The 24465-nt window shown below is 68.7% G+C and carries 14 protein-coding genes (1 of these 14 only partly in view); 8 read left to right on the top strand and 6 right to left on the bottom strand.

Annotation, left to right across the window (positions count from 1 at the left end; translation table 11 throughout):
• The first annotated feature begins 60 nt into the window (after nucleotides 1-60).
• On the top strand, nucleotides 61-567 hold the full coding sequence (locus LE197_RS20195) for a TadE/TadG family type IV pilus assembly protein (protein ID WP_054375770.1): 507 nt from the start codon (nucleotides 61-63) through the stop codon (nucleotides 565-567).
• 9 nt (nucleotides 568-576) lie between these two features.
• The gene (gene pprA / locus LE197_RS20190) at nucleotides 577-3345 is read left to right on the top strand and encodes a two-component system sensor histidine kinase PprA (RefSeq protein WP_057380970.1); all 2769 of its coding nucleotides are present in this window, start codon (nucleotides 577-579) and stop codon (nucleotides 3343-3345) included.
• Nucleotides 3346-3412: 67 nt separating this feature from the next.
• Here pprA and LE197_RS20185 read toward each other — a convergent pair whose 3' ends face one another.
• Both LE197_RS20185 and LE197_RS20180 read right to left on the bottom strand, forming a co-directional pair.
• The gene (locus tag LE197_RS20185; protein ID WP_003093821.1) at nucleotides 3413-4882 is read right to left on the bottom strand and encodes an inorganic phosphate transporter; all 1470 of its coding nucleotides are present in this window, start codon (nucleotides 4880-4882) and stop codon (nucleotides 3413-3415) included.
• Between the two features lie 143 nt (nucleotides 4883-5025).
• Complete coding sequence (locus tag LE197_RS20180; protein ID WP_009315976.1) at nucleotides 5026-5277, bottom strand: hypothetical protein; 252 nt, start codon at nucleotides 5275-5277, stop codon at nucleotides 5026-5028.
• A gap of 433 nt (nucleotides 5278-5710) precedes the next feature.
• On the opposite strand from LE197_RS20180, the gene LE197_RS20175 reads away from it, so the two are divergent.
• Entirely contained in the window at nucleotides 5711-7327 is a 1617-nt protein-coding gene (locus tag LE197_RS20175) for a methyl-accepting chemotaxis protein (protein ID WP_003093807.1), read from the top strand.
• Here LE197_RS20175 and chrA read toward each other — a convergent pair.
• Nucleotides 7324-8529: a chromate efflux transporter gene (chrA, locus tag LE197_RS20170; RefSeq protein ID WP_057380969.1), complete on the bottom strand. Its 1206-nt coding sequence runs from the start codon at nucleotides 8527-8529 to the stop codon at nucleotides 7324-7326. The genes LE197_RS20175 and chrA overlap by 4 nt on opposite strands.
• Nucleotides 8530-8583: 54 nt before the next feature.
• Entirely contained in the window at nucleotides 8584-9387 is an 804-nt protein-coding gene (locus LE197_RS20165) for an AraC family transcriptional regulator (protein ID WP_003103975.1), read from the bottom strand.
• Between the two features lie 100 nt (nucleotides 9388-9487).
• Between LE197_RS20165 and LE197_RS20160 the strand changes: the two genes are divergently transcribed.
• The 5 genes from LE197_RS20160 (at nucleotide 9488) to recD (ending at nucleotide 20626) form a co-directional block, all read left to right on the top strand.
• Nucleotides 9488-10378: a DMT family transporter gene (locus LE197_RS20160; protein WP_003123256.1), complete on the top strand. Its 891-nt coding sequence runs from the start codon at nucleotides 9488-9490 to the stop codon at nucleotides 10376-10378.
• Nucleotides 10379-10490: 112 nt separating this feature from the next.
• Nucleotides 10491-11174 carry a biotin/lipoate A/B protein ligase family protein gene (locus tag LE197_RS20155; RefSeq protein WP_003110110.1) on the top strand — a complete coding sequence of 228 codons (684 nt, stop codon included), beginning with the start codon at nucleotides 10491-10493 and terminating at the stop codon, nucleotides 11172-11174.
• Nucleotides 11175-11214: 40 nt separating this feature from the next.
• The gene (gene recC / locus LE197_RS20150) at nucleotides 11215-14730 is read left to right on the top strand and encodes an exodeoxyribonuclease V subunit gamma (RefSeq protein ID WP_058135095.1); all 3516 of its coding nucleotides are present in this window, start codon (nucleotides 11215-11217) and stop codon (nucleotides 14728-14730) included.
• Nucleotides 14727-18464, top strand: a complete 3738-nt coding sequence (gene recB, locus LE197_RS20145) for an exodeoxyribonuclease V subunit beta (protein ID WP_057380967.1) — start codon at nucleotides 14727-14729, stop codon at nucleotides 18462-18464. Before recC ends, recB begins: the two co-directional genes overlap by 4 nt.
• The gene (recD, locus tag LE197_RS20140) at nucleotides 18461-20626 is read left to right on the top strand and encodes an exodeoxyribonuclease V subunit alpha (protein ID WP_057380966.1); all 2166 of its coding nucleotides are present in this window, start codon (nucleotides 18461-18463) and stop codon (nucleotides 20624-20626) included. The genes recB and recD overlap by 4 nt, the downstream gene beginning before the upstream one ends.
• 21 nt (nucleotides 20627-20647) lie before the next feature.
• Here the strand turns inward: recD and LE197_RS20135 are convergent, their stop codons facing one another.
• Both LE197_RS20135 and LE197_RS20130 read right to left on the bottom strand, forming a co-directional pair.
• Complete coding sequence (locus LE197_RS20135) at nucleotides 20648-24283, bottom strand: AAA family ATPase (protein ID WP_023910715.1); 3636 nt, start codon at nucleotides 24281-24283, stop codon at nucleotides 20648-20650.
• Between the two features lie 8 nt (nucleotides 24284-24291).
• Nucleotides 24292-24465, bottom strand: partial view of an exonuclease SbcCD subunit D C-terminal domain-containing protein gene (locus LE197_RS20130; protein ID WP_003107018.1) — the final stretch only. It continues 1056 nt past the right edge of the window; only the last 174 of its 1230 coding nucleotides appear in the window; its start codon lies off the right edge, out of view; it ends in the stop codon at nucleotides 24292-24294.

Genomic DNA, 24465 nt, shown 5'->3' with positions numbered 1-24465 from the left:
GTTCTTCAGCCTTTTTTCGACATCTGGATTAATACCTTTTCAGTAACGTTGGCGGAGCGAATGAAGACTAGTATTAAGGATGCGGATCGGGGATGTCAGCTCATGCTCGGAAAAGCTTCCCGGCGACGCCAGCACGGCGCCGTCGCCATCGAATTCACAGCGATCTTCCTGCTGTTTTTCGCGCTGGTCTACGGCCTGATCAGCTACAGCATTCCTTTGCTCATGCTGCAGTCGTTCAACGATGCCGCTGCCGTGGGGGCCCGTGCGGCGATCGCTGTCGATCCCTCCGATGCGGGCTACGAGAGCCTCGCCGAAGCCCGTGCCAGGGACGAGTTGCTCGCACGCCTGGACTGGATGCCGGCGGCCTGGCGAGCAAACCTCCAGCCTTGTGCCGGTAATGGCCAGTACGCCGACTACGTCAGCGCCACGTCGCGGATCGAGGTCTGCGTGCAGTACCCGTACGGCGATCCGGGCAAGGCGATCATCCCCGTGCTGAGCTTCCCCGGCATCGGCGCGATTCCCAACCTGCCGCAGACGCTGAAGGCGAGTGCCAACCTGTTGCTGTGAGGTAGTCGCATGTTCGAATTTTCCCGCTCGTCGTCCGCCGAGGCCGAGAGGCCGGAACCCTTTTCGCAGGAAGGCCCCGCCCTCTGGAGCGCTTCGCTGAGGAGTTGGGACCTGTGCTTCGAGGTGGACGAACAGGACCGCGTGATCCGGGTCGGCGGGCGGCAGGCGTATCGTCTGCAGTGCGCCCATGGGCTTGGCGAACAGCCGCGGCCTTTCGCCGAGTATCTGGAGCGGCGCGCCCCCGGTGCGCCGACGCTGGCCGGCCTGCGCCGGGGCGAGCGTCTCGACCTGACGCTGCGCAGCGATGCCGCCGCGCCATTGACCTGTCGTTTCCAGCCGATGCAGCCTCTCGACGGCCTGGGACGCTCGCTGCTGCTGGGCATGGACATCTCCGACCTCAACTGGCAGTCCGACAGCCAGCAGCACCAGTTGCAGAGCCTGAGCCTGGGCAAGCTGATCCTTTCGCGTCTGCGCCATGTCTCCCACGGGCACCTGGCGGAGGCGGTCCAGGAGATTCTCGAATCGCTCTCCGGCGCGTTCCAGATGCAGGCTATCGCCCTGCTGCTGGGCGACGGCAAGGGCTTCTGCACGGTCTTCGCCAGTCATGTACGGCCTGGCAGCGACAGTTTGCTGCGACCGACCCTGCAACTCGCCGACGACGACCTGCGCGAAGGGGCGGGCGCGCGCTTGCTACGCCGTGGCGAAGGCGCCTCGACGCTGCTCCGGCAGATCGGCGAGGACGCGCTCTACCTGGTGCCGGCGGCGATGCGCGGTGGCCGCCTGGGGGCATTGCTGGTCCGGCCGATGTCGCTGGAGCAGCTCGCCCAGGGGCCCGCGCCGCAGGACTGGCAATACCTCGCGGAACTGCTGGCGAACCAGGTGGCGGACCGCTGCGAACTCCACGAGCAGCACGACAGTTCGCGCAAGCTGGGGCTGTTGCAGGAGATGATCGGCGGCGGCTGGTGGCGTTACTGGGCGGAGCAGGAACTCTTCGAACTGGCGCCGGCCTTGCACGACAGCCTGGGGTTGACCGGCGAGTATCGTCGGGTGCCGTTGGAACACCTGCAGGGCCTGCTGCAACCGGCGGACGCCGACGAGCTCGGCCTGCGCCTGCGTGCCAGCCTGCGCAGCGGCCAGGCGCTGGCCCAGGACCTTTGCCTGCGTCAGCCGGATAGCCGCGGCGAGCGCCGCTGGCTGCGCATCGAGGGCCGGCCGCTGGGACGCGGCAGTGCCCTGGGGCTGTCCGGCGTGCTGCTCGACATCAGCGAAGGCCGGCGCCAGGAGGAACGGGCACAGGCGGCCCACGCGCGGTTGCGCAGCCTGATCGACAGTGCGCCGGTGGTGATCTATGTCCAGCGGGTCGAGCAGGGGCACCTAGTGCCGGAGTTCTACAGCGAAAGCGCGAGCAACCTGCTCGGCCTCGACCTGCAGGGACAGAGTTGGCAGGCGCTCGCCGAGCGGGTGCATCCGGATGATCTGGAGGCCTTTTTCGCCCGCGGCCGCGAGCTGCTTCGCGAGGGCCGGGTGAAGACCCGCTATCGCCTCGCCGATGGCCAGGGCAACTGGCACTGGCTCTACGACGAAGCCAAGCTGCTGCGCGATGCCCAGGGCCTGCCCAGCGAGGCGGTGGGCCTGTGGCTGGACGTGACCGAGCAGCACCTGGCGGCACAGCGTATCGCCGAGAGCGAGGAACGCTACCGGGTCCTGGTGGAGGATTCGCCGGCGCTGATCTGTCGCTATACCGCCGACCTGGTGCTGACCTACGTGAACCGGACCTTCGCCGATAGCCTCGCGACCAGCCCGGAGCGCCTGGTCGGTCGCCGGCTCGACGAGTGGCTGGCGGCGGAAGACGCCAGCGCCTTGCGCGCGCGTCTGCTGGTTTCGCCGCGGGAGGGCGCCAGCGAGGTGCCGGAACTGCGCTTCAACCTGCCGGGGCAACGTTTTCTCTGGCTGGTGTGGGCCGAGCGACCGTTGTTCGACGCCCGGGGCGAATTGTGCGAGGTACAGGCGGTGGGACGCGACAACACGCCGGTGCGTAGGGCCCAGCAGCAACTGGCGCAAGGCGCCAAGATGGCCAGCCTGGGGGAGATGGTCAGCGGCCTCGCCCACGAGGTGAAGCAGCCGCTGCACGTGCTGCGCATGACCCTCTTCAACATGCGCCAGCGGATGAACAGCGTCGGCCTCGACGGCGACTACCTGGGCGAGAAACTGGAGCGCATGGATGCCCAGGTCCTGCGCGTCGACCGCCTGGTCAGTCACCTCGGCGTGTTCAGCCGCAAGTCGGCGCTGGAGGCGCTGCCGTTCGACCCCTATGCCGCCTTCGAAGGCGCCCTGGGCCTGCTCGGCGAGGGGCTGCGTCAGCACGCCATCGAGGTGGAGTGCCCGGCGCCGACGCAGCGGATGGTGGTGCGAGGGCAGGCGGACCAGTTGGAACAGGTGATCATCAACCTGCTCGCCAACGCCCGCGATGCCCTGCTTGGCAATCCCGGCCTGGCCAGCCGGCGCGTTCGCCTGGAGCAGGTGGCTTGCCGCGAACCGGGCTGGGTCGAATTGCACGTGCACGACAACGGCGGTGGGATCGAACCGCTCCTGCTGGAGCGGATATTCGAACCCTTCTTCACCACCAAGGCGGAGGGCAAGGGTACCGGCCTGGGTCTCTCGGTCAGCCACGATCTGGTGCGCAACATGGGCGGTAGCCTGACGGCGGCCAACCAGGGGGAGGGTGCGTTGTTCGTGGTTCGCTTGCCGCTGGCGGCGCCCGCCGAGGCGGGCGGATGACGTCGGTGGGAGCGCGGCAAAAAAACGCCTGCGGACAAGCAGGCGTTTTTTCAACCGGCGAGGCGGCTCAGATGAATTGCGAGGCCAGCCAGAACAGGCCGGCGGACAGCGCCATCGAAGTCGGCAGGGTGAGTACCCAGGCCATCAGGATGTTGCGCACGGTGCCGCCGTGCAGGCCGCTCTTGTTCGCCACCATGGTCCCGGCCACGCCGGAGGACAGTACATGGGTGGTGGACACCGGCAGGCTGTAGATGTTGGCCATGCCGATGGCGGCGGCGGCGGTGATCTGCGCGCTCATGCCCTGGGCGTAGGTCATGCCCTGCTTGCCGATCTTCTCGCCGACGGTGAGCACTACGCGCTTCCAGCCGACCATGGTGCCGATGCCGAGAGCCAGGGCCACCGCGATGATGACCCAGAACGGCGCGTATTCGGTGGTCGCGGTCAGGTCCTTGCGTAGCTTCTCGAGGTCGGCCTTCTCCCGCGCCGGCAGGTCGGACAGCTTGCCGACCTTCTTCGCGGTGTCGTCCAGGCACAGCAGGTAGCGACGCACCTGCACGCGCTCGTCGGCGTCCAGGTCGTTGTAGCTGGGCACGCCGCGCAGGTCGCGGAGCAGCGCGTTGATGGTCGGCTCGGTCTGTTTCGGATCGCAGCGGTAGAACTGCGGCATCTCGCTGCCATTGCTCTTGCCCAGGGCCAGCATGTCGCCGAGGGTATCGGTGTGGCGCTGGTAGAACTGACTGAGGTGCAGGGCGGCGTCGCGGGTGCGCTCGATCTGGTAGGTGGTGCTGTTCAGGTCGAGGACGAACTTGGCCGGGACGATGCCGATCAGTACCAGCATGATCAGGCCGATACCCTTCTGGCCGTCGTTGGAGCCATGGACGAAGCTTACCGCCATGGCGGAAAGCACCAGCACCAGGCGGTTCCAGAACGGCGGGTGCTTCTTCTCGTCGAGTTCGCGACGGGTTTCCGGGGTCTTGTGCATCTTCGACAGCGGACGCCACCATTTCAGTCCGAGCAGGACCAACGCGGCGACCATGAAGCCGGCCAGCGGCGAGAAGATCAGCGACAGGCCGATGTCGATCGCCTTCTGCCAGTTGATCCCTTCGGCCAGCGGCACGTCGGTGATCAGCGCATTGGCCAGGCCGACGCCGAGGATCGAGCCGATCAGGGTGTGCGAGCTGGAGGCCGGGATGCCGAAGTACCAGGTGCCGAGGTTCCAGGCGATGGCGGCGGCGAGCAGGGAGAAGACCATCGCCAGGCCATGGCCGGTGTTCACGTTGATCAGCAGCTCCACTGGCAGCAGGTGAACGATGGCGTAGGCTACGCCGACACCGCCGAGCAGCACGCCGAGGAAGTTGAACACACCGGAGAGCATCACCGCCCGGTAGGGGGACATCGCTTTGGTGTAGATGACGGTGGCCACCGCGTTGGCAGTGTCGTGGAAGCCGTTGATGAACTCGAAGGTGAGGACGAAGGCCAGGGCCAGCACCAGGCTGATACCCACCCAGGCATCGAGCCCGCTGAAAAGATCGAACATGTGAGAAACCGGTCAGAGACGGGGCGGCGATTATGCCAGATGCGTTTTTATCCGTCTGGAACTCCGGAAGGTTGCCATTGTCGCGGGCAACGCCCCGTCGCATCGGGCTTTGCGGGAAAAACGAAACAGATTGAAACGCTTCGTTATCCGTCGCTCTCCTGTCGGTTGGAGGTAAATGGAATGGGGTTCGCTGCTTCCTGCCCGGCCTTGAGACGCTCTTCTTCGATCTTCTGCAGTTCTCTGTCGAACGCCTGATCCTGAACGGTTGGGCGCTTGCGCCAGGGCTTGCGGTCGGGTTCCGGCTGGGCGGCATAAAGCGTCACTTCGCCGCCGTACACGTCCTTGTAACGCTGTTCCTCGCGCGCCAGCGCGGCACGCAATTCGTCTTTCGTCACGGGTGGTCCTGAGTCCAAAAAGAGCGGGCCCGATAGCGACCAGGCTGGGCGGAAGCGGGGTCCGGCCAGCGCCGGTTGGGAGTCTAGTCGACCGCTACCGGCTGTAAATGGGCGCGGAATTATAACGTGGGCTCCGGGCTTGTCATACGGTGTCGGCCGACGGACGGCAGGACGGAAATTCTTCGAGCGACCCCTGGAAATGCGGCGAAGCCCCCATGGATCAAGGCCTGGCCGACGCGTCCGGGGTGTTCTCCGCCTTTCGTCGCGGCCTGCGCTAGTCGAATGCCAGCCATTGGCCATACCACTAAGGAACGATGGCGGCGCTTCCGGGGGCGGGCTACAAACCGGACTACAAGTCAAATAAAGAAGCCCCGCCGTCGCCCGTCCGACCCCAGGGTCATGACGCAACGCCCCGGAGGCCGGAGATTTACTCATGCAGCCCGCTCGTTCCCGCATCCTCTTCGTCTGCCTGTTGCAGAGCCTGGCCCTGGTTCTCCTGCTGGTCGGCGCCCGGCATGGCTGGCTGCCGCTGTACCTGGCCCTGCCGCTCGGCGTGGCGCTGCTCTGGTTGCCCTGGCTGCTTCCCGGCAACCGCACGGCGGTGGCTACCGTCGGCGAGCCCGACATCGCCCGGCTGGCTCGCGACCTGTCCCATAACACCAGCCAGAACGCCTTGTCGGCCGCCGGCGTGGCGTTCTCGGTGAAGCGCCTGGCGGAGAAGCTGCAATCCCAGCTCGACGCCGCCGAACAGATCGTCGGCAGCGCCGAAGTGATGATCCACACCGAGCGCGCCACCTCCAATCTGGCGCGCCAGGCCATGGACGCCGCCACCCGGGCGCGCGCCGGCAGCGACGAAGGCCAGGTGCTGCTGGCCTCGACCATCGAGCGCATGCATCGGCTCAGCGAGCGGATGGGCGCCAGCCGCGAGGCGATCGAGGCGCTGAACCAGCGCAGCGAGGACATCCAGCGGGTCACCCTGGTGATCCAGGGCATCGCCAGCCAGACCAACCTGCTGGCCCTCAACGCGGCCATCGAGGCGGCCCGCGCCGGCGAGCATGGGCGCGGCTTCGCGGTGGTTGCCGAAGAGGTGCGCGGCCTGGCCGGACGTACCGCCGAGGCCACCGAGGAAGTCGGCCAGATGGTCGCCGAGATCCAGCGCCAGACCAGCGAGGTGGTCGAGCAGATCCGCCAGCTTTCCGAAGAGTTGGGGGAAGGGGTCGGCCAGGTCGAGCTGACCGGTCGGCAACTGGAAGGCATTGCCGAACTGGCGGCCGGGGTGGAAAGCCAGATTACCGAGATCGCCCAGGGCGCCGAGATCAACCGCAGCCAACTCGCCAGCCTGTTCGCCGCGGTCGAGCAGGTGCGCGGCGACCTCAGCGCCAGCGAGGAACAGACCCTGCGCCTCGGCGAAGCTGCCAGCCAGTTGGAGAACCAGGCCGAGGTGATCAGCGAGCGCCTCGCCGAGGTCAGCCTGGACGCCTACCACCAGTCGGTCTACGACCTCGCCCGGGAGGGCGCGGCGGCTATCGCCGCTCGCTTCGAGGAGGACGTGCGCAGCGGGCGCATCGACCTCGACGACCTGTTCGACCGCAGCTACCAGCCGTTGCCCAATACCCAGCCGACCAAGTACCGGACCCGCTTCGACAGCTACACCGACCAGGTCCTGCCGGGCATCCAGGAGCAGTTGCTGGAGCGCAACCGCAACCTGGTATTCGCCATCGCCTGTACCCCCGAAGGCTACGTGCCCACCCACAATCGCGCCTTCGCCCATCCGCCCAGCGGCGACCCGCAGACGGACGCGTTGCGCAGCCGCAGCAAGCGCCTGTTCAACGACCGCACCGGGATTCGCTGCGGCAGCCACCAGCAGCCGCTGTTGCTACAGACCTACACCCGTGACACCGGCGAGCTGATGCACGATCTTTCGGTGCCGATCTTCATCCACGGCAAGCACTGGGGCGGCCTGCGCCTCGGCTACCGGCCGGAGGGCGCGGAGCCGGGCAAGGCGGCCGCGCCGGCGGCGCAGGGGCTGAGCCTGGCCTTGAACGGCTAGCCGGCTGTGGCGATCAGGCCGCCGGCCACGGCGCAGGCGAGCACCACTTGCCAGGGCGGCGTCTTCCAGGCGAGCAGGGCCAGCAGGGCGAAGAGCAGCAGGGCGAAGTCGGCCGGGCGCAGGATGCCTTCGGTCCAGAGCGGCTGGTACAGCGCCGCCAGCAGCAGGCCGACCACCGCCGCGTTGACCCCGGCCAGCGTTGCCCGTACCCGGCGTTCGTGGCGCAGGCGTTCCCAGAATGGCAAGGCACCGGCGATCAGCAGGAACGACGGCAGGAAGATCGCCAGCAGGCACAGCAGCGCGCCGCTCCAGCCGTTCGGCGCCGGGCCCGAGGCTGCGCCGAGGAACGCGGCGAAGGTGAAGAGCGGGCCCGGTACCGCCTGGGCGGCCGCGTAGCCGGCGAGGAAGGTATCGCCGTCGACCCAGCCCTTGGGTACCACTTCCGCCTGCAGCAGCGGCAGCACCACATGGCCACCGCCGAATACCAGCGAGCCAGCCCGGTAGAACGCGTCGAGCAGGCGCAGCCAGTGTTCCGGCCAGAGGCGCGCGGCCAGCGGCAGGCAGACCAGCAGCACGGCGAACAGGGTGAGGAACAGCAGCGCGCCGCGGTAGCCAATGTCGATCGGCAGCCGCTCGTGGCCTTCCACTGCTTCCGTTTTCAACAGGGCGAGGCCGGCCAGGCCGGCACCGGCGATCACCGCGACTTGGGTCCAGGCAGTGGGCCAGGCCAGCACGCTCGCGCAGGACAGCGCCATCAGCGTCAGGCGCGGGCGATCCGGGCACAGGCTGCGTCCCATGCCCCAGACCGCCTGGGCCACCACCGCCACCGCGGCGATCTTCAGGCCATGCAGCACGCCCTCGGGCAACAGCGCGCCCCAGCGTCCCAGGCCGAGAGCGAAGAGCACCAGTAGCAACGCCGAGGGCAGGGTGAAACCGAGCCAGGCGGCGAGGGCGCCGGGATAGCCGGCGCGGGCCAGGCCGAGGGCCATGCCGACCTGGCTGCTGGCGGGGCCGGGAAGGAACTGGCAGAGGGCGACCAGGTCGGCGTAGCTGCTTTCGCTCAGCCAGCCGCGGCGGCGGACGAACTCGTCGCGGAAATAGCCGAGGTGGGCGATGGGCCCGCCGAAGGCGCTGCAGCCCAGCTTGAGGAAGGCGAGGAACACCGCGAGGGCGGTGTCGGGATGGCGGCTGGCGGTTGGCATGCGAACTCCGGATGGTGGCTGCTGCGAGCATAGCCGCAACGCATGCACGGCGGGTTACAGCATCGGCATGTCCTGGGCGCGGCTGGCCAGGCGGTATTGTTCCGGTGTGGTGCCGGCCAGCCGGCGGAACATCGAGATGAACGCCGAGGGGCTGCTGTAGCCGAGGTCGAAGGCGATCTGCTGGATCCCCCTGCCGGCTTCCAGCGCCTCGATGGCCGCGAGGAAGCGCAGGCGTTGGCGCCATTCGCCAAAGGTCATGCCCAGTTCGCGCTGGCAGTGCCGGGCCAGGGTTCGCTCGGTGCTGTGCACCTGCTGCGCCCATTGCGCCAGCGAGCGGTTGTCGCCCGGCTCGGCCTGCAGTGCGTCGAGCACCTCGCGCAGCGCCGGGGTACGGCCGTAGGGCAGGTAGTCGTCGTGGGGCTGGGCGCATTCCAGCTGGTCCATGACGACCCGGGCCAAGCGTAGGTCCTGCGCCGAGGTCGGCAGGTTGACCCCGCGCTCGGCGAAGTCCGAGAGGATCGCCTTGAGGATCGCGCTGATCGCCAGGGTGCAAGGTGTCGCCGGCAGGCGTCGTGACAGTTCGGCGGAGAGGTACAGCGAGCGGTAGACGATGGCCTGGCTGTTGTAGCAGCTGTGCACCCGCTCCGGTGGTATCCATACCGCGTATTGCGGAGGTGAGAGGAAGCGCTGGCCGTCGATCTCCAGCTGCATCACGCCATGGGCTGCATAGTTGAGCTGGCCCCAGGCGTGGGTGTGCGGCGGCGAATGGGTGTCGGCGCCGAACTCGTCATAGCGGAAATAGACGTCGAAAGACTGCCCCTGGAGATCGGGAAGGCGCAGCAAGGTGGTGGTCGACATGTCCGAACCTACGGGTGGTTTGTCTGGAATTCATTATACGTCTGTATTCGGACTGGCTCAGAATGCCCCTGTATTCCTTTTTCATAGTGCGGAACCTCCCATGCAATACCTGTTTCCCCTGCTGGCCGTGTTCATCTGGGCCGGCAACACCGTCGTCAACAAGCTCGCCGTGGGGGTCATCCAGCCCGCCGAGATCGGTTTCTTCCGCTGGCTGCTGGTCGGCCTGGCGCTGACGCCCTTCATGCTCGGCCCGGTGCTGCGCAACCGCCGCTACATCCTCGCCAACCTCGGCAAGTTCGTGGTCCTCGGCCTGCTCGGCATGGCCGTCTACCAGAGCCTGGCCTACTACGCGGCGGCGCTGACCAGCGCCACCAACATGGGCATCATCCTGTCGCTGATGCCCCTGATGTCGCTGGGCCTGGCCAGCAGCATCCTGGCCCACCGGCTGAACGCCGGGGCGCTGCTCGGCGCGCTGGTGTCGCTGGCCGGCGTGGTGCTGGTGATCTCCCAGGGCCATCTCGGCGCTTTGCTGGAGCATGGAGTGAATCTCGGCGACGCGATGATGATCGTCGCCACCCTGGCCTATGCGGTGTACAGCGTGCTGCTGAAGAAATGGAGCCTGAAGCTGCCGGCCATGCAACTGCTCTACCTGCAGGTGCTGGTGGCGATCCTCGCCCTGCTGCCGCTGTACCTGCTGTCGCCGCGCACCGGCCTGAACGCCGCCAACCTGCCGCTGGTGCTGTACGCCGCGCTGTTCGCCTCGATCGTCGCCGCGCTGGCCTGGATGCACGGTGTCGCCCGTCTCGGGCCGAGCCGGATGGCGCTGTTCTTCAACCTGCTGCCGATCATCACCGCCTGCATCGCCACCCTGGTGCTCGGCGAGCGCCTGACCGTCCATCACCTGGTCGGCGGCGCGCTGACCCTGGCCGGGGTCCTGCTGGCCGAGTTCTGGCAGCGCCGCCCGGCCCGTCTGCGCTCGGCAACCTGCTGATTTCCCGGCAACTTCCTCGCGATTACGGCGCACGGAGGCGCCGCCACTGGCTATCATAGGCAGCGCTCCCCGCGTGGGAGCCGAGCCGTGCCAGCCTGGAAGAGGAAGAATCGTGGTCGAAGTGTTTTCCGTGCAGGATGGGCTGGACGCCGAGCGCGCCCTGCTCGACGAGGTGTGTGGCGGTGCCCGCGAGCATGGCCTGTTGCTCTGGCAGCCCTGCGATCGGGCGCTGGTCATGCCGCGCCGGATGGAGCGCCTGGAAGGATTCGCGCCGGCCAGCGCAGCGGTCGCCGAACGCGGCTGGCCGGTGCTGCTGCGCGATACCGGCGGCGAGCCGGTGCCGCAATCGCCGGGCGTGCTGAACATCGCCCTGTCCTATGCGCTGGGGCCCGGCGACAACGAGCAGACCCGTATCGAAACCGCCTACCTGCGGCTGTGCCAGCCGATCTGCGACTGGCTCCGCGAGCGCGGCCTGGACGCCGGCGTGGGCGCCGTGGCCGGTTCCTTCTGCGACGGCCGCTACAATGTCACCCTGGATGGGCGCAAGCTCGCCGGGACCGCGCAACGCTGGCGGCGCAACGGCGCCGGCCGGCCGGTGGTGCTGGCGCACGCGGCGCTGCTGGTCGGCGCCGAGCGCGAGGAGATGGTCGAGGTGGTCAACACCTTCACCCGCCGTTGCGCCAGTGCCCCGGATTGCCAGGCGGACAGCCATCTCGGCCTGAGCGAGCGCTGGAGCGATTTCCGCATGGCCGACAGCCTCGAACTGGAACGACGCTTCGTCGCCGCCCGATCCTGACCTCTTTCGCCAGAGCCTTGCGCCAGGAATAGCCGTACCGATGCCAGAACCCTTGGGAACCACCGCTCTCACGCCCGGATTCATGATCGTCCACGGCAATCGCCTGGACGACCTGCGCGACCTCGCCGTTTCCTGGATGCGCCGCTATCCGCTGGCGCCGCTGGAAAGCGAGCGGGTCCTGGTGCACAGCAACGGCATCGCCCAATGGTTGAAGCTGGCATTGGCCGAAGATCCCCGCGAGGACGGCGGCGGCGGTGGCGGCATCGCCGCGGCGCTGGAGGTGCAGTTGCCGGCGCAGTTCCTCTGGCAGGCCTATCGCGCGGTGCTGGGCCGCGAAAGCATTCCCGAGGTTTCCGAACTGGACAAGGCGCCGCTGACCTGGCGCCTGATGCGTCTGCTTCCCGGATTGCTGGAGCGTCCCGAGTTCCGCACCCTGCAACGTTTCCTCGCCGACGATGCCGACCTGCGCAAGCGTCATCAACTGGCCGAGCGCCTGGCCGACCTGTTCGACCAGTACCAGGTCTATCGCGGCGACTGGCTCGACGACTGGAGCCAGGGCCGCGACCAGTTGCGCACGGCGAACGGGCAGGCGCGCCCGCTCGGTGCCGACGAGCGCTGGCAGGCCGAATTGTGGCGCGCGCTGCTCGCCGACGTCGGTGCCGATAGCCTGGCCCGCAGCCGCTCCGGCGTGCACCGGCGCTTCATCGAGGCGCTGCGCTCCGCCAGCGCGGCGCCGCGCGCGTTGCCGCGACGAGTGGTGGTGTTCGGGATTTCCTCGATGCCGGCGCAGACCCTCGAGGCGCTGGCCGCCCTGGCCAGGTTCAGCCAGGTGCTGCTCTGCGTGCACAACCCCTGTCGCCACCACTGGGCCGACATCGTCGCCGACAAGGACCTGTTGCGCCACGAGTACCGCCGCCAGCAGCGCCGCGCCGGCGTCCCCGCCGACCTCGACGAGGACCGCCAGCACCAGCATGCCCAGCCGTTGCTGGCGGCCTGGGGCAAGCAGGGCCGCGACTACATCAACCTGCTCGACAGCTACGACGACCCGGACAGCTATCGGAACCTGTTCGGCGAGGTCAACGGCGGGCGCATCGACCTGTTCAGCGAGGAGGCCCCGCACGGGCTGCTCGGCCAGTTGCAGGACGATATCCTCGAACTGCGCCCGTTGGCGGAAACCCGCGAGCACTGGCCGCCGGTGGCGCCGCGGAGCGACGCCTCGATCCGCTTCCATGTGGCCCACAGCGCGCAGCGCGAAGTGGAGATCCTCCACGACCAGTTGCTCGCCCGCTTCAACGCCGATCCGAGCCTGAAGCCGCGCGACGTGATCGTCATGGTCCCCGACATCAACGCCTACGCGCCGCACATCGAGGCGGTGTTCGGCCAGGTGCCGCGCGACGACCAGCGCTTCATTCCCTATACCCTGGCCGACCAGGGACAGCGCGGTCGCGAGCCGCTGCTGATCGCCCTGGAGCACCTGCTGAAACTGCCCGACAGCCGTTTCGCCGTGAGCGAGATCCTCGACCTGCTGGACGTCCCGGCATTGCGCCGGCGTTTCGGCGTCGACGAGGCCGACCTGGCGACCCTGCACCGCTGGATCGAAGGCGCCGGCGTGCGCTGGGGGCTGGATGCCGCGCAGCGCGAGCGTCTCGGCCTGCCAGCGGGACTGGAGGGCAACAGTTGGCGCTTCGGTCTGCGGCGCATGCTGCTCGGCTACGCGGTCGGCGAAGGCGCGGCCCTGCAAGGCATCCAGCCCTACGATGAGGTCGGTGGCCTGGACGCCGCCCTGGCAGGCCCGCTGGCTGTGCTGCTGGAGCGCCTCGAGGTGGCCTACGCCGAGCTGGCCGAACCGGCCACCCCGGCGCAGTGGGGCGAGCGCCTGCAGGCCCTGCTCACGGTGTTCTTCGAGGCCCACGACGAGCGCGACGAGCTGCTCCTCACCCAGCTCCTGCAACTGCTCGAGCGCTGGCAGGAGCACTGCGCCTGTGCGGCCTTCGCCGAGCCGCTGCCGATCAGCGTGATACGCGAGGCCTGGCTCGGCGGCCTGGACCAGGGCGGCCTGAACCAGCGCTTCCTGGCTGGCGCGGTGAGTTTCTGCACGTTGATGCCGATGCGCGCGATCCCGTTCCGGCTGGTCTGCCTGCTTGGCATGAACGATGGCGACTACCCCCGCCAGCAGTCGCCGCTGGATTTCGACCTGATGCGCAACGACTACCGCCCCGGCGACCGCTCGCGGCGCGAGGACGACCGCTACCTGCTGCTCGAGGCGCTGCTCTCGGCGCGCGAGCAGCTCTACGTGAGCTGGGTGGGGCGGAGTATCCGCGACAATGGCGAGCGGCCGCCCTCGGTGCTGATCGGCCAGTTGCGCGATCACCTGGCGGCCGGCTGGCGCCTGGACCCGGACGGCGACGGCGAGGCGCTGCTGCGTGCCCTGACCCAGGAGCATCCGCTGCAGCCGTTCAGCCGTCGGTATTTTCACGATGCGCCGGAGCAGGGCGTCGATGGCCTGTTCACCTACGCCCGCGAGTGGCGCGAGGTCCATAGCGAGGACGACATCGCCGTTACCGACGCCGAAGCGCCCCTGCCGCCGCTGGAGCTGGAGGGCGCACTGGGGCTGCGAGCGCTGGCGGAGTTCCTCGCCAACCCGGTGAATGCGTTCTTCCAGCAGCGGCTCAAGGTGCGTTTCGACGACGAGCAATTGACCGGCAACGACGAAGAGCCTTTCGAACTGGACGCGCTGGACAACTGGAAGCTGCAATTCGAGCTGACCGAACGCATGAAGCGCTGGGTCGAGCGGGACTGGGATGCCGAGGGCCTGCCGGCGCAGTTGCAGGCCCAGGTCGAGCGACTGCGGCGACAGGGTCGCCTGCCGCTGGGGGCGTTCGGCGAGTTCTCCGCGCGCCATTTGCTGCAACCGCTGCCCGACCTGCTCTGGCGCTACCGCCAGGAAATCGAGCGCTGGCCGGAGGCGGTCGAGCAGCAGCAGGAGTTGCGCCATCGCCATCCGTCCGGGCTGGAGCTGGAGGACTGGCTCGGCGGCTTGCGTCGCGACGCTTCCGGGCGCCTGGCGCGCCTGCAGTTGCTCAGCGGCAAGCTCCATGAAGGGCGTGGCTTCAAGTGGCACAGCCTGGTGCGCCACTGGTTGCAGCACCTCGCCCTGCAACGTCTCGGCCAGCCGGTGAGCAGCGTGCTGGTGAGCCAGACCGGCACCCTGGAGATTCCGCCGCTACCGAGCGAGCGCGCTGGCGAGTACCTCGACCAGTTGATCGACGCCTGGCGCCAGGGCATGCGCCAGCCGTTGCCGGTGGCCTGCCGGACCGCTTTCGCCTGGCTCGCCAGTGGTGGCGCCGCAGAGCCCGAGAAAGCCATGCGCGAGGCGCGCAAGCGCTACGAGGGAGGGTTCGGCATGGGGGGCGAGGTGGACGCCTCGCCGGCGCTGGCTCGGGTCTATCCGGACTTCGACCGGCTGCTCGCCAGCGGTGAGTTCGCGCACTGGGCCGAGCAGCTCTACGCGCCGCTGCTGGCTGCCCTGGGACGTGGCGCGGAGGAGCAGGCATGAGCCAGCAGCAGATGCCCGTGGCCCTCGATCCGCTGGACTTCCCGTTGCACGGCAGCCGCCTGATCGAGGCCAGCGCCGGTACCGGCAAGACGTTCACCATCGCCCTGCTATACGTACGCCTGGTCCTCGACCATGGCGGCGAGAGCGCTTTCGGCCGGCCGCTGAGCCCGCCGGAAATCCTCGTGGTGACCTTCACCGATGCGGCGACCCAGGAACTCCGCGAGCGTATCCGCAGCCGCCTGGGCGAAGCGGCGCGTTGTTTCGCCGAGCCGCAGGAGCGCCACGACGGCCTGCTGGTCGCGTTGCGCCAGCAGTATCCCGCCGAGCGCTGGCCGGGCTGCGCGCGCCTGCTGCGCCTGGCCGCGGAGTGGATGGACGAGGCCGCGGTATCGACCATCCACAGTTGGTGCTACCGGATGCTGCGCGAGCACGCCTTCGACAGCGGCAGCCTGTTCACCCAGAACCTGGAAACCGACCAGAGCGAATTGCTCGCCGAAGTGGTACGGGACTACTGGCGGCGTAACTTCTACGGCCTGACGGCTCCGGCGGCGCAAGCCGTGGCCAGTTGCTACAGCGGGCCGGAGACGCTGGGCAAGGCCTTGCAGCCGCTGCTGGCGCGGCAGGACGCCGACTTCCGCTACGCCGACCAGGCGCTGAGTGCGCCCGAGTCGCTGGCAGCCTTGCTGGAGCAGGGCGGCGACTGGTATCGCCAGCTCGACCAACTGGACGCGCAGGCCCGCGCCGCCTGGCGCGCAGCGCGCGTCGAACTGGAAGCGCTGCTGCGCGACCTGCGTCCCTACCTGAACGGCAACAGCTATCGCGGCAAGGACAGCGACGAGACCTTCGACGCCTGGCTGCAAGCGTTGGCGGACTGGAGCGAGGGCGGCGAGCAGCCGGCCAACCTCGGCAAGTTCGGCCAGACCCGGATCAAGCTCACCGCCAAGCGCGTGGCGCCCGAGCATGCCGCGCTAAGGGCCATCGACGCCTGGGCCGCGCATCAGGAAGAGCGTCCCGATCTCGCTCCCCACCTGTTGTTGCACGCGTTGGGCGAAGTCGGGCACGAACTGGAGATCGAGAAGCAGCGGCGTGCCGAGATCGGCTTCGACGACCTGCTCAGCCGCCTCGACCGCGCCTTGCAGGGGCCTGGTGGCGAGCGCCTGGCGCAATTGATCCGCGAGCAGTTCCCGGTGGCGCTGATCGACGAGTTCCAGGATACCGACCCGATGCAGTACCGGATCTTCGAGCGTATCTACCGGATCGCCGCCGATCCCGACGAGCCCCAGGCTCGGGAAACCGGCCTGTTCATGATCGGCGACCCCAAGCAGGCGATCTACGCCTTCCGCGGTGCCGACATCCATACCTACCTGCGCGCCCGCGAGGCCACTCGCGGGCGGCATTACACCCTTGGCAAGAACTTCCGCTCGACCGCCGCCATGGTGGCGGCCGCCAACCGCTGCTTCGCCTTCGCCGAAGAGCACCCGCGCGGCGCCTTCCGTTTCGCCCGCGAGGGGCTGGAAAACCCGGTGCCGTTCCATGCGGTGGACGCCCAGGGGCGCGCCGAACGTTTGTTGATCGACGGTGCCGAGGCGCCAGCGATGACGTTCTGGAACCTTGATGTCGAAGCCGGCGTGCTCGGCTCCGCGGCGTATCGCCAGGAAATGGCCGAGCGCAGCGCCAGCGCCATCCGCCGCTGGCTGAGCCTGGCCGACCTGGGCCGCGCCGGCTTCGCCGACGAGCAGGGCGGCTGGCGGGCGTTGCGCCCGGCGGATATCGCCATCCTCGTCCGCGGTCGCGCCGAGGCCGAGGCGATCCGTAGCGCGTTGGCGGCGCGGCGTCTGGCCAGCGTCTACCTGTCCGACCGCGACTCGGTGTTCGACAGCCAGGAGGCCATCGACCTGCTGCACTGGCTGCGCGCCTGCGCCGATCCCGGTGCCGATACGCTGCTGCGGGTCGCCCTGGCTACCCGCAGCCTGCACCTGGACTGGGCGACCCTGGAACGATTGAACCAGGACGAACTGTTCTGGGAACGGATGGTCCTGCGCTTCCGCGACTATCGCCGGTCCTGGCAGGCCCAGGGCGTATTGCCGATGCTGCGGCGCCTGCTCGCCGACTTCGAACTGCCGGCGCGCCTGCTGCGGCATGCCGATGGCGAGCGCAGCCTGACCAACCTGCTGCACCTGGCCGAGTGGCTGCAGCGCGCGGCGGTGGAACTGGACGGTGAGCACGCGCTGATCCGCCATCTGGCCGAGCAGGTGCAGAGTCCGGGGAGCGAAGAGATCCTCCGCCTGGAAAGCGACGCCGACCTGATCAAGGTGGTGACCATCCACAAGTCCAAGGGGCTGGAATACCCCTTGGTGCTGCTGCCCTTCATCTGCAGCTGGAGGGAGCTGGACGGCAACAGCGGCGCGCCGGCGAGTTTCCACGAGGATGGCGCTGCAGGGCGGGTCATCGAGCTGGCGCGGCGCAAGGAGCAGGCTGCGCGGGCCTACGAGCAGGCCAACGACGAGCGCCTCGGCGAAGACATGCGCCTGCTCTACGTGGCCCTGACCCGCGCCCGCCATTCGGTGTGGCTGGGCATCGCGCCGCTGGTGGCGAGCAACAGCAAGTCGCCGGAGTTGCACAAGGGGGCCCTGGGCTACCTGCTTGCCGGCGGCGCGACCATCGGCAGCGATGGCCTCGGACAATGCCTCGCCGCGTTGCGCGGCGAGAGCCGGGAGATTGTCGTCGAGCCGGCCCCCGAGGCGGACGCCGAACGCTATGTCGCAGGGCGCGGCCAGGGCCTTGGGCAGGCCCGCGAAACCCGCCGCAGCAGCCGCGAGAAGTGGTGGGTCGCCAGCTATTCCGGCCTGCAATTGCAGGCCTCCGCCGGGCTGGACGATGACGAGGCGTTGGAGAGCGACGAATCGCAGGAGCCGATCAGCGCCGAGGAAGCCACCTTCCACGAAGAAGGCCGTTCCGCCGAACAGCCGCCGGTCGCGCACGCCAGCGAGATGCGCGACGACCTGCATCGCTTCCCGCGCGGACCGGCTCCCGGCACCTTCCTCCACGGGCTGCTCGAATGGGCCGGCCGCGAAGGCTTCGAGGTGGCGCGCGCCGATGCCCAGCGGCGCCGCGAACTGGTCGCGCGACGCTGCGACCTGCGGGGCTGGAAGGACTGGGCCGAACCGCTCGACCTGTGGCTGGAGCAGTATCTCGCCGAACCGCTGCGCTGGCCCGGTGGCGAAACCAGCCTGGCCGGGCTGGTCGCCTACCAGGTGGAAATGGAGTTCTGGTTCGCCACCCACCAGGTCCAGGCCGAGGCGATCGACGCCCTGGTCCGGCGCCATACCCTCGGCGGCGCGGCGCGTCCGGCGCTGGCGCCGACCCTGCTGAACGGCATGTTCAAGGGCTTCGTCGACCTGGTCTTCGAGCACCAGGGGCGTTTCTACGTGGCCGACTACAAGTCCAACTGGCTGGGCGCCGACGATGGCGCCTACAGCCCGGAAGCGATGACCGCCGCGGTGCTGGAGAACCGTTATGACCTGCAGTACGTGTTGTACCTGCTGGCCCTGCACCGGCAGTTGAAGGCGCGCCTGCCCGACTACGACTACGACCGCCACATGGGCGGCGCCGTGTACCTGTTCCTCCGCGGCGCCCGCGCGGCGACCCAGGGCCTGCACTTCGAGCGCCCGCCGCGGGAACTGATCGAACGCCTGGACGCGCTGTTCAGCGGCCAGCCGGGAGCCGAGCGATGAATCCGACCCTCAAGCAACTGGCCGGCGAAGTCCGCGATGGCCGCGACGACCAGGTAGCGCAACCGCTGGCGGCACGCCACGACCTGCTGCGCCAGCTCGACCTGTGGGTGGCGCGCGGCTGGCTACGGGCGCTGGACCGGGCGTTCGTCGCCTTCCTCGTCGAGTTGCAGCCGCAGGCCGTTCCCCGGGTGCTGCTGGCGGCGGCGCTGACCAGCCACCAACTGGGCCACGGTCACGTCTGCCTGGACCTGGAGGCGACCCTCGGCGCGCCCGACGCGGCACTGTCGCTGCCGCCGGAAGGCGACGAAGGCCGCGATGTGCTGTTGCCGTCGCAACTGCTGCACGGCGTGCGCCTCGACGCCTGGCGCGAGGCCCTGGCGGCGTCACCGCTGGTGGAGGTGGTCGACGAGCGCCCAGGCGATCCCGAGCCGAGCGAGACGGCGACCTCGCCGCTGGTGCTTTGCGCCCAGCGTCTCTACCTGCGTCGTTATTGGCGGCACGAGTTGGAGATCGCCCTGGCCCTGCGCGAGCGCCTGGGTCGGCAGGCGCCCCTGGCCGCAGACCTGGCGCCGCGCCTGGCCGCGCTGTTCGCGCAGGCGCCTACGGAAGACGGCCAGCGCGTCACCGACTGGCAGAAGCTGGCCTGCGCCCTGGCGGCCCGCGGCTATTTCAGCCTGATCACCGGCGGTCCCGGTACCGGCAAGACCACCACCGTGGTGCGCCTGCTCGGTCTGCTCCAGGCACCGGCGGTAGCCGCCGGCCAGCCGCTGCGCATCCGCCTCGCGGCGCCCACCGGCAAGGCCGCGGCGCGTCTCTCCGAATCCATCGGCCAGCAGGTCCGGGCCCTGCCGCTGGCGGAAGACGTGTTGCAGGCGATCCCCGCCGAGGTCACTACCCTGCACCGTCTGCTTGGCAGCCGTCCGGATACCCGGCACTTCCGCCACCACCGGGACAACCCTTTGGCGCTGGACGTGCTGGTGGTGGACGAGGCCTCGATGATCGACCTGGAAATGATGGCCAGCCTGCTCGATGCGCTACCGCCGCAGGCGCGCCTGATCCTGCTCGGCGACAAGGACCAGTTGGCCTCGGTAGAGGCCGGCGCGGTGCTCGGCGATCTCTGCCGGGATGCCGAGGAGGGCTGGTACAGCGCCGAGACCCGCGCCTGGTTGCAGCGGGTCAGCGGCGAAACCTGGCAGGGCTTGCGCGAAGGTTCGGCGCAGGCGCATCCGCTGGCGCAACAGACCGTCATGCTGCGGCATTCCCGGCGCTTCGGCGCGAGCAGCGGGATCGGGCGCCTGGCGCGGTTGGTCAACCGGCAACAGGCCGGCGACGCGCGCGCGCTGCTGGACAGTCCGCCCGCCGACCTCTTCGACCTGCGCCTGCGCGGGGAGCGCGATGCAGCCTTCGCCCGGCTGTTCGTCGACGGTCATCCGCAGGCGCCGGGCACGCCGTACGGCTACCGGCACTACCTGCAACGCCTGGCCGAGGGCCGCCCGGCCGCCGGACTGGCGCTGGAGGATGGCGCCTGGGAGCGCTGGGCGCAGTCGGTACTGACGGCTTTCGACGCCTTCCGCCTGCTCTGCGCGCTGCGCCGCGGCCCATGGGGCGTGGAAGGACTGAACCAGCGGGTAGCGGCGGAACTGCTGCGCCTTGGCCTGATCGAGGCCGATCACGGCTGGTACGAGGGGCGGCCGGTACTGGTGACGCGCAACGACTACAGCCTGGGGCTGATGAACGGCGATATCGGCATCGCCCTGCGCCTGCCCGAGCGCAACGACGACGGCAGCCTGCGCTTCGCGCTGCGCGTGGCCTTCCCGCGCAACGACGGTAGCGGCGGCGTGCGCTTCGTCCTGCCGAGCCGCCTGGTCGAGGTGGACACCGTGTTCGCCATGACCGTGCACAAGTCGCAGGGTTCGGAGTTCGCCCATACTGCGCTGGTCCTGCCGGACGCGCTGAACCCGGTGCTGACCAAGGAGCTGGTGTACACCGGTATCACCCGCGCCCGCGACTGGTTCAGCCTGGTGGAAAGCCTGCCCGGGGTGTTCGAGGAAGCAGTGCGGCGCAAGGTGCGCCGGCTCAGCGGGCTGATGCTGCATCTGCGGCCGGAAAGGGAAGAGCAGCCGCCGCATGCTCCGGGTGAACAGACCGAGCTGCCGTTCTGACGTGCCGCCTGGGCGGTCGGCTCAGCCGACCACCTTCAGGCTGCTCATGCCGTTGCCCTCGCGCTGGACCCGCACCTGGACCGGGATCCGTTCGTGCATTTCCTGGACGTGGGAAATCACCGCCACCTTGCGCCCCTGGGCCTGCAGGTTGTCCAGGGCATCCATCGCCAGTTGCAGGGATTCCGGGTCGAGGCTGCCGAAGCCTTCGTCGATGAACAGCGACTCGATGCGCAGCTTGCTCGATGCCATAGAGGCCAGGCCGAGCGCCAGGGCCAGGGAAATCAGGAAGGTCTCGCCGCCGGAGAGCGAATACACCGAGCGCAGTTCGTCGCCCATCTCGGTGTCCACCACCAGCAGGCCCAGTTCGCTGCCGCCGCGCTGCAGGCGGTAGCGCCGCGCCAACTGGCGCAACTGCACGTTGCTGTGCTGCACCAGCAGGTCGAGGTTGTAGCCCTGGGCGATGCGGCGGAACTTGTCGCCGCTGGACGAACCGATCAGTTCGTTCAGGCGGCCCCATCTGCGGAACTCGGCGCGGGCTCGCTCCAGTTCGGCAAGCAGCGCCTGGCTCTGCTCGCGGCGCTGGTTGTCGGCCTGCAACTGGCTGTAGGTCTCCAGGTAGGCCTGTTCGCTGGCGGCCAGGCGTTCGCGCTGTTGCCGCAGGTTGTCTTCCAGCGCCTCGCGGTCGGTTTCCGGCCGCTGCCGGCGATGCTGGAGCAGTTGCGCCTGGCGCTCTGCTTCCAGCGTCTGCTGGCGGGTGATCTCCTCTTGCAGTCGCTGCAATTGCTCCCGCCATTGCGTCGCCTGTTCCTCGGAAAGGCCGAGCAGGGCGTCGAGGCGGCTGTCGTCGAGGTTGTCCTGGCGTTCGCGCCAGGCCTGCCAGTCGGCCTGAAGGCGCTGGAACTCATCCTGTTGGCGCTGCCGTTGCTGCTGCAGGTGTTCCAGGGCTTCGGCGAGTCGCAGTTGTTCCTCGCGCAGCGAATCCAGGGGCGCCTGGAGCGTCTCGACGGCGCTCTGCGCCGCTTGCGCGGCGTGTTCCAGCGATAGTTGCCAATCCTGGGCGCAGGCGTGTTGGCCCAGGTGAGCGCCGAGGCGTCCGTTCAGCTCGGCGAGTTCCGCCTGGGCCCTTTCCTCTGCCTGGCGGGCTTCGTTGCGTTGCTCGTCGCTTTGCTTCAGTTGCCAGCTCGTTTCATCGCAGCGCTGCTTGAGCTCCTGCAGATGCTGTTCGATCTGCTGAAGCCGCGCCTGTTGCTGCCGGCGTTGCTCGATGGACTCGCCGAGGGCCTGGAAAGTCCGCAGCGGATCTGTCTGCCAGTGCTGCCAGTGCTCGTCGGAGAGCAATGGACGCAATTGCTGGCTGTCCTCCTCGACCTGCTGCTGCAAATGTTCGTAGCGCTGCCGTTGTTCCGTCAGCGCCTGCTGGCGCTGTTGCAGGATCGTCTCGGCGGCCCGCAGTTCCTGCTGCAATTGCTGGGTCTGGCGCTGGCGGGCGATCAGCCGGTCGAAGTCTCGTTGGCACTGCTGGCGCTGCCCTGCCAGGTCGTCCAGGCGTTGTGCCAGCCACTCCAACTGCGCGGACGGCTGCAGGAGTCGCAGTTCTTCCGGCAGCGTCCATTGGTCCAGTTGCCGATCGAGCGCGGCCAGTTGGCCAGTCAGTTCCTGCTGCTCCTGGCGACTCTGGTTGAGTCTTTCCCGCTGGCTGGAATAGCCCTCGCGCAGACCGACCAGGGTCTGTCGCAGCCGCTCGAGGGACTGCTCGGCGCGGACCTGCTCCTGGTCGTCGTGTTCACCGAGGGCGGCGAGCAGTTGCTCGGAATGGTGATAGGGATGCTCCTGGCTGCCGCAGACCGGGCAGGCCTCGCCGTCCACCAGGCCGGCGCGCAGTTGCTCGACGCTGGCGCTGCGGGCCAGACGTTGGCGCTGGAGCAACTCGCGGGTGACCTGCAGGGCCTGCTCCGCCGCCTTCACCTCCTCGGCGCATTGGCTGCCTTGTCGTTTCAGGTCGAGCAATGCCTGCTCCTGCTCGACCATACGCTGGTCGAGTTCGCCCAGGCGTCGAGCCAGACCGGCGCGTTGGTCGAGGACCTGTTGCCATTCCTTGTGGAGCGCTTGTTGTCGTTCCAGGCTATCGGTCTGCCGGCGCAATTCGTCCAGGCGTGCCGCCAGGTCGTCCGGCTCGCTGCCATGGAGGGCGGTCCATTGCGCCTGCAAGCGTTCGAGCGGTTCCCCGGCGTGGGCCAGGGATTTTTCCAGCTCGGGGAGCTGCGCCTGGCTTTCGAGCGCGCGCTGGCGACGTTGCACGAAGGCGGCGAGCTGGCCCTGGTGGGTCGCCCAGGCGTCGCCGAGCGCGGCGAGAGCCTGGCTGTCGCGCAATGCCGCCTGCAGTTGCGCCTGTTCCGCGACATGGCGCTGCTGCTCCATATCCAGTTGCCGAGCGGCATCGCTTTGCTGGGCGTGGCGCTGGTTCGATTGCCGATGGAGTTCCTGTCGCTCGGCCAGCGTTCGCTCCAGGCGCCTGGCCTCGCTCTCCAGCTGGAAAGCCTCGCGCAACGGCGCCTGGGCCTGACGCAGATGGTTGTCGGCCTGGGCCTGGCGCTCGCGCGCCTCCTGCAAGCGGGCCCGCAATCCTTGCAAGCGCTCGGCGCCCGCGGCTTGCTGCTCGGTGCGCTGCCGCTGCTGCTGCTCGGAGTGCCGGAGTTCCTGCTCGAGTTGCTTCAGGCGTTCGATCAGTCCGCGAACCGGAGCCAGGCGCTCCAGCCATTGCAGGGTTTCCCGCTCCGTCGCCAGGGCGTCCCAGGCCTGCCTGGCCTCGGCCAGTTGGCCTTGTGCGTGCTCGCAGGATTGCAGCAGCCGCTGCTCCTCGGTGAACCATTGTTGCTGGCCTTCCAGACGTTGCAGTGCCTGTTGCTCCTGGAGACGCGCCTGGGCGTGGGATTCCAGCGCCGCCTCGAGCCCGGCCCGGGCCTGCTCGGCCAGGGGCAGGCTGCCTTCCAGGCGTTGCTCGAGTTGCTTGCGCTGCTCGTCGGCCTGGCTGGCGCGCTGATAGGCGGCTTTGCTCAATTGGCTGTACAGGCCGGTGTCGGTGAGTTTCTCCAGCAATGCGCCGCGGTCGTTGTCGCTGGCCTTGAGGAAGGCGCTGAATTCGCTCTGGGCCAGCAGCACGGCGCGAGTGAACTGGGCGAAATTGAGGCCGAGCTTCTGCTCCAGCTGTTCGCGGAACTCGCTTTTCTTGTTCGCTGCCAGCATTTGCTGGGTCTCCAGGTCCTGGAGGCTCTGCTGGCTCTTTTGCAAGGCGCCGTCCGCCTTGTCCCGGGAGCGCCGGGTTTCCCAGCGGGCGCGATAGCGGTGGCCGTCGATGCCGACGAAATCCACTTCGGCGTAGCCGCTGGCGCAACCGCGGCGCAGCAGGTTGCGTTCGTCGTTGCTGGACAGCTCGTTCCGGCCATCGGGAACCTTGCTGCTGGCCGAAGTGCTTTCCAGCCGCGGCGTGCTGCCGAACAGGGCCAGGCACAGGGCGTCCAGCACGGTGCTCTTGCCGGCGCCGGTCGGACCGGTGATGGCGAACAGGCCGGCGCTGGACAGCGGTTCGCGGGTGAAGTCGATTTCCTGCTCGCCAGCGAGGGAGGCGAGGTTCTTCAGGCGGATGGCGAGAATCTTCATGGAACGGCTTATTTCCCCGGGGGCTCTTCGGTGGCCAGTTCGACGCTTTGCAGCAGGCTGGCGAAGTCATCCAGCGCCTGCGCATCCGGGCCGGAGCCATAGGCGCTTTCCCAGGCGCGGCTGAACAGTTCCTGGGGGTTGAGTTGGTCGAGCCCGAGCAGCGGCGCCTGCTCTTCGTCGCG

The sequence above is a fragment of the Pseudomonas sp. PS1(2021) genome (assembly GCF_020405165.1).
GTDB classification, from domain to species: domain Bacteria; phylum Pseudomonadota; class Gammaproteobacteria; order Pseudomonadales; family Pseudomonadaceae; genus Pseudomonas; species Pseudomonas aeruginosa.
The sequence above is the reverse complement of the archived record's forward strand: the minus strand, read 5'-3'. Positions and strand labels throughout refer to the sequence as shown.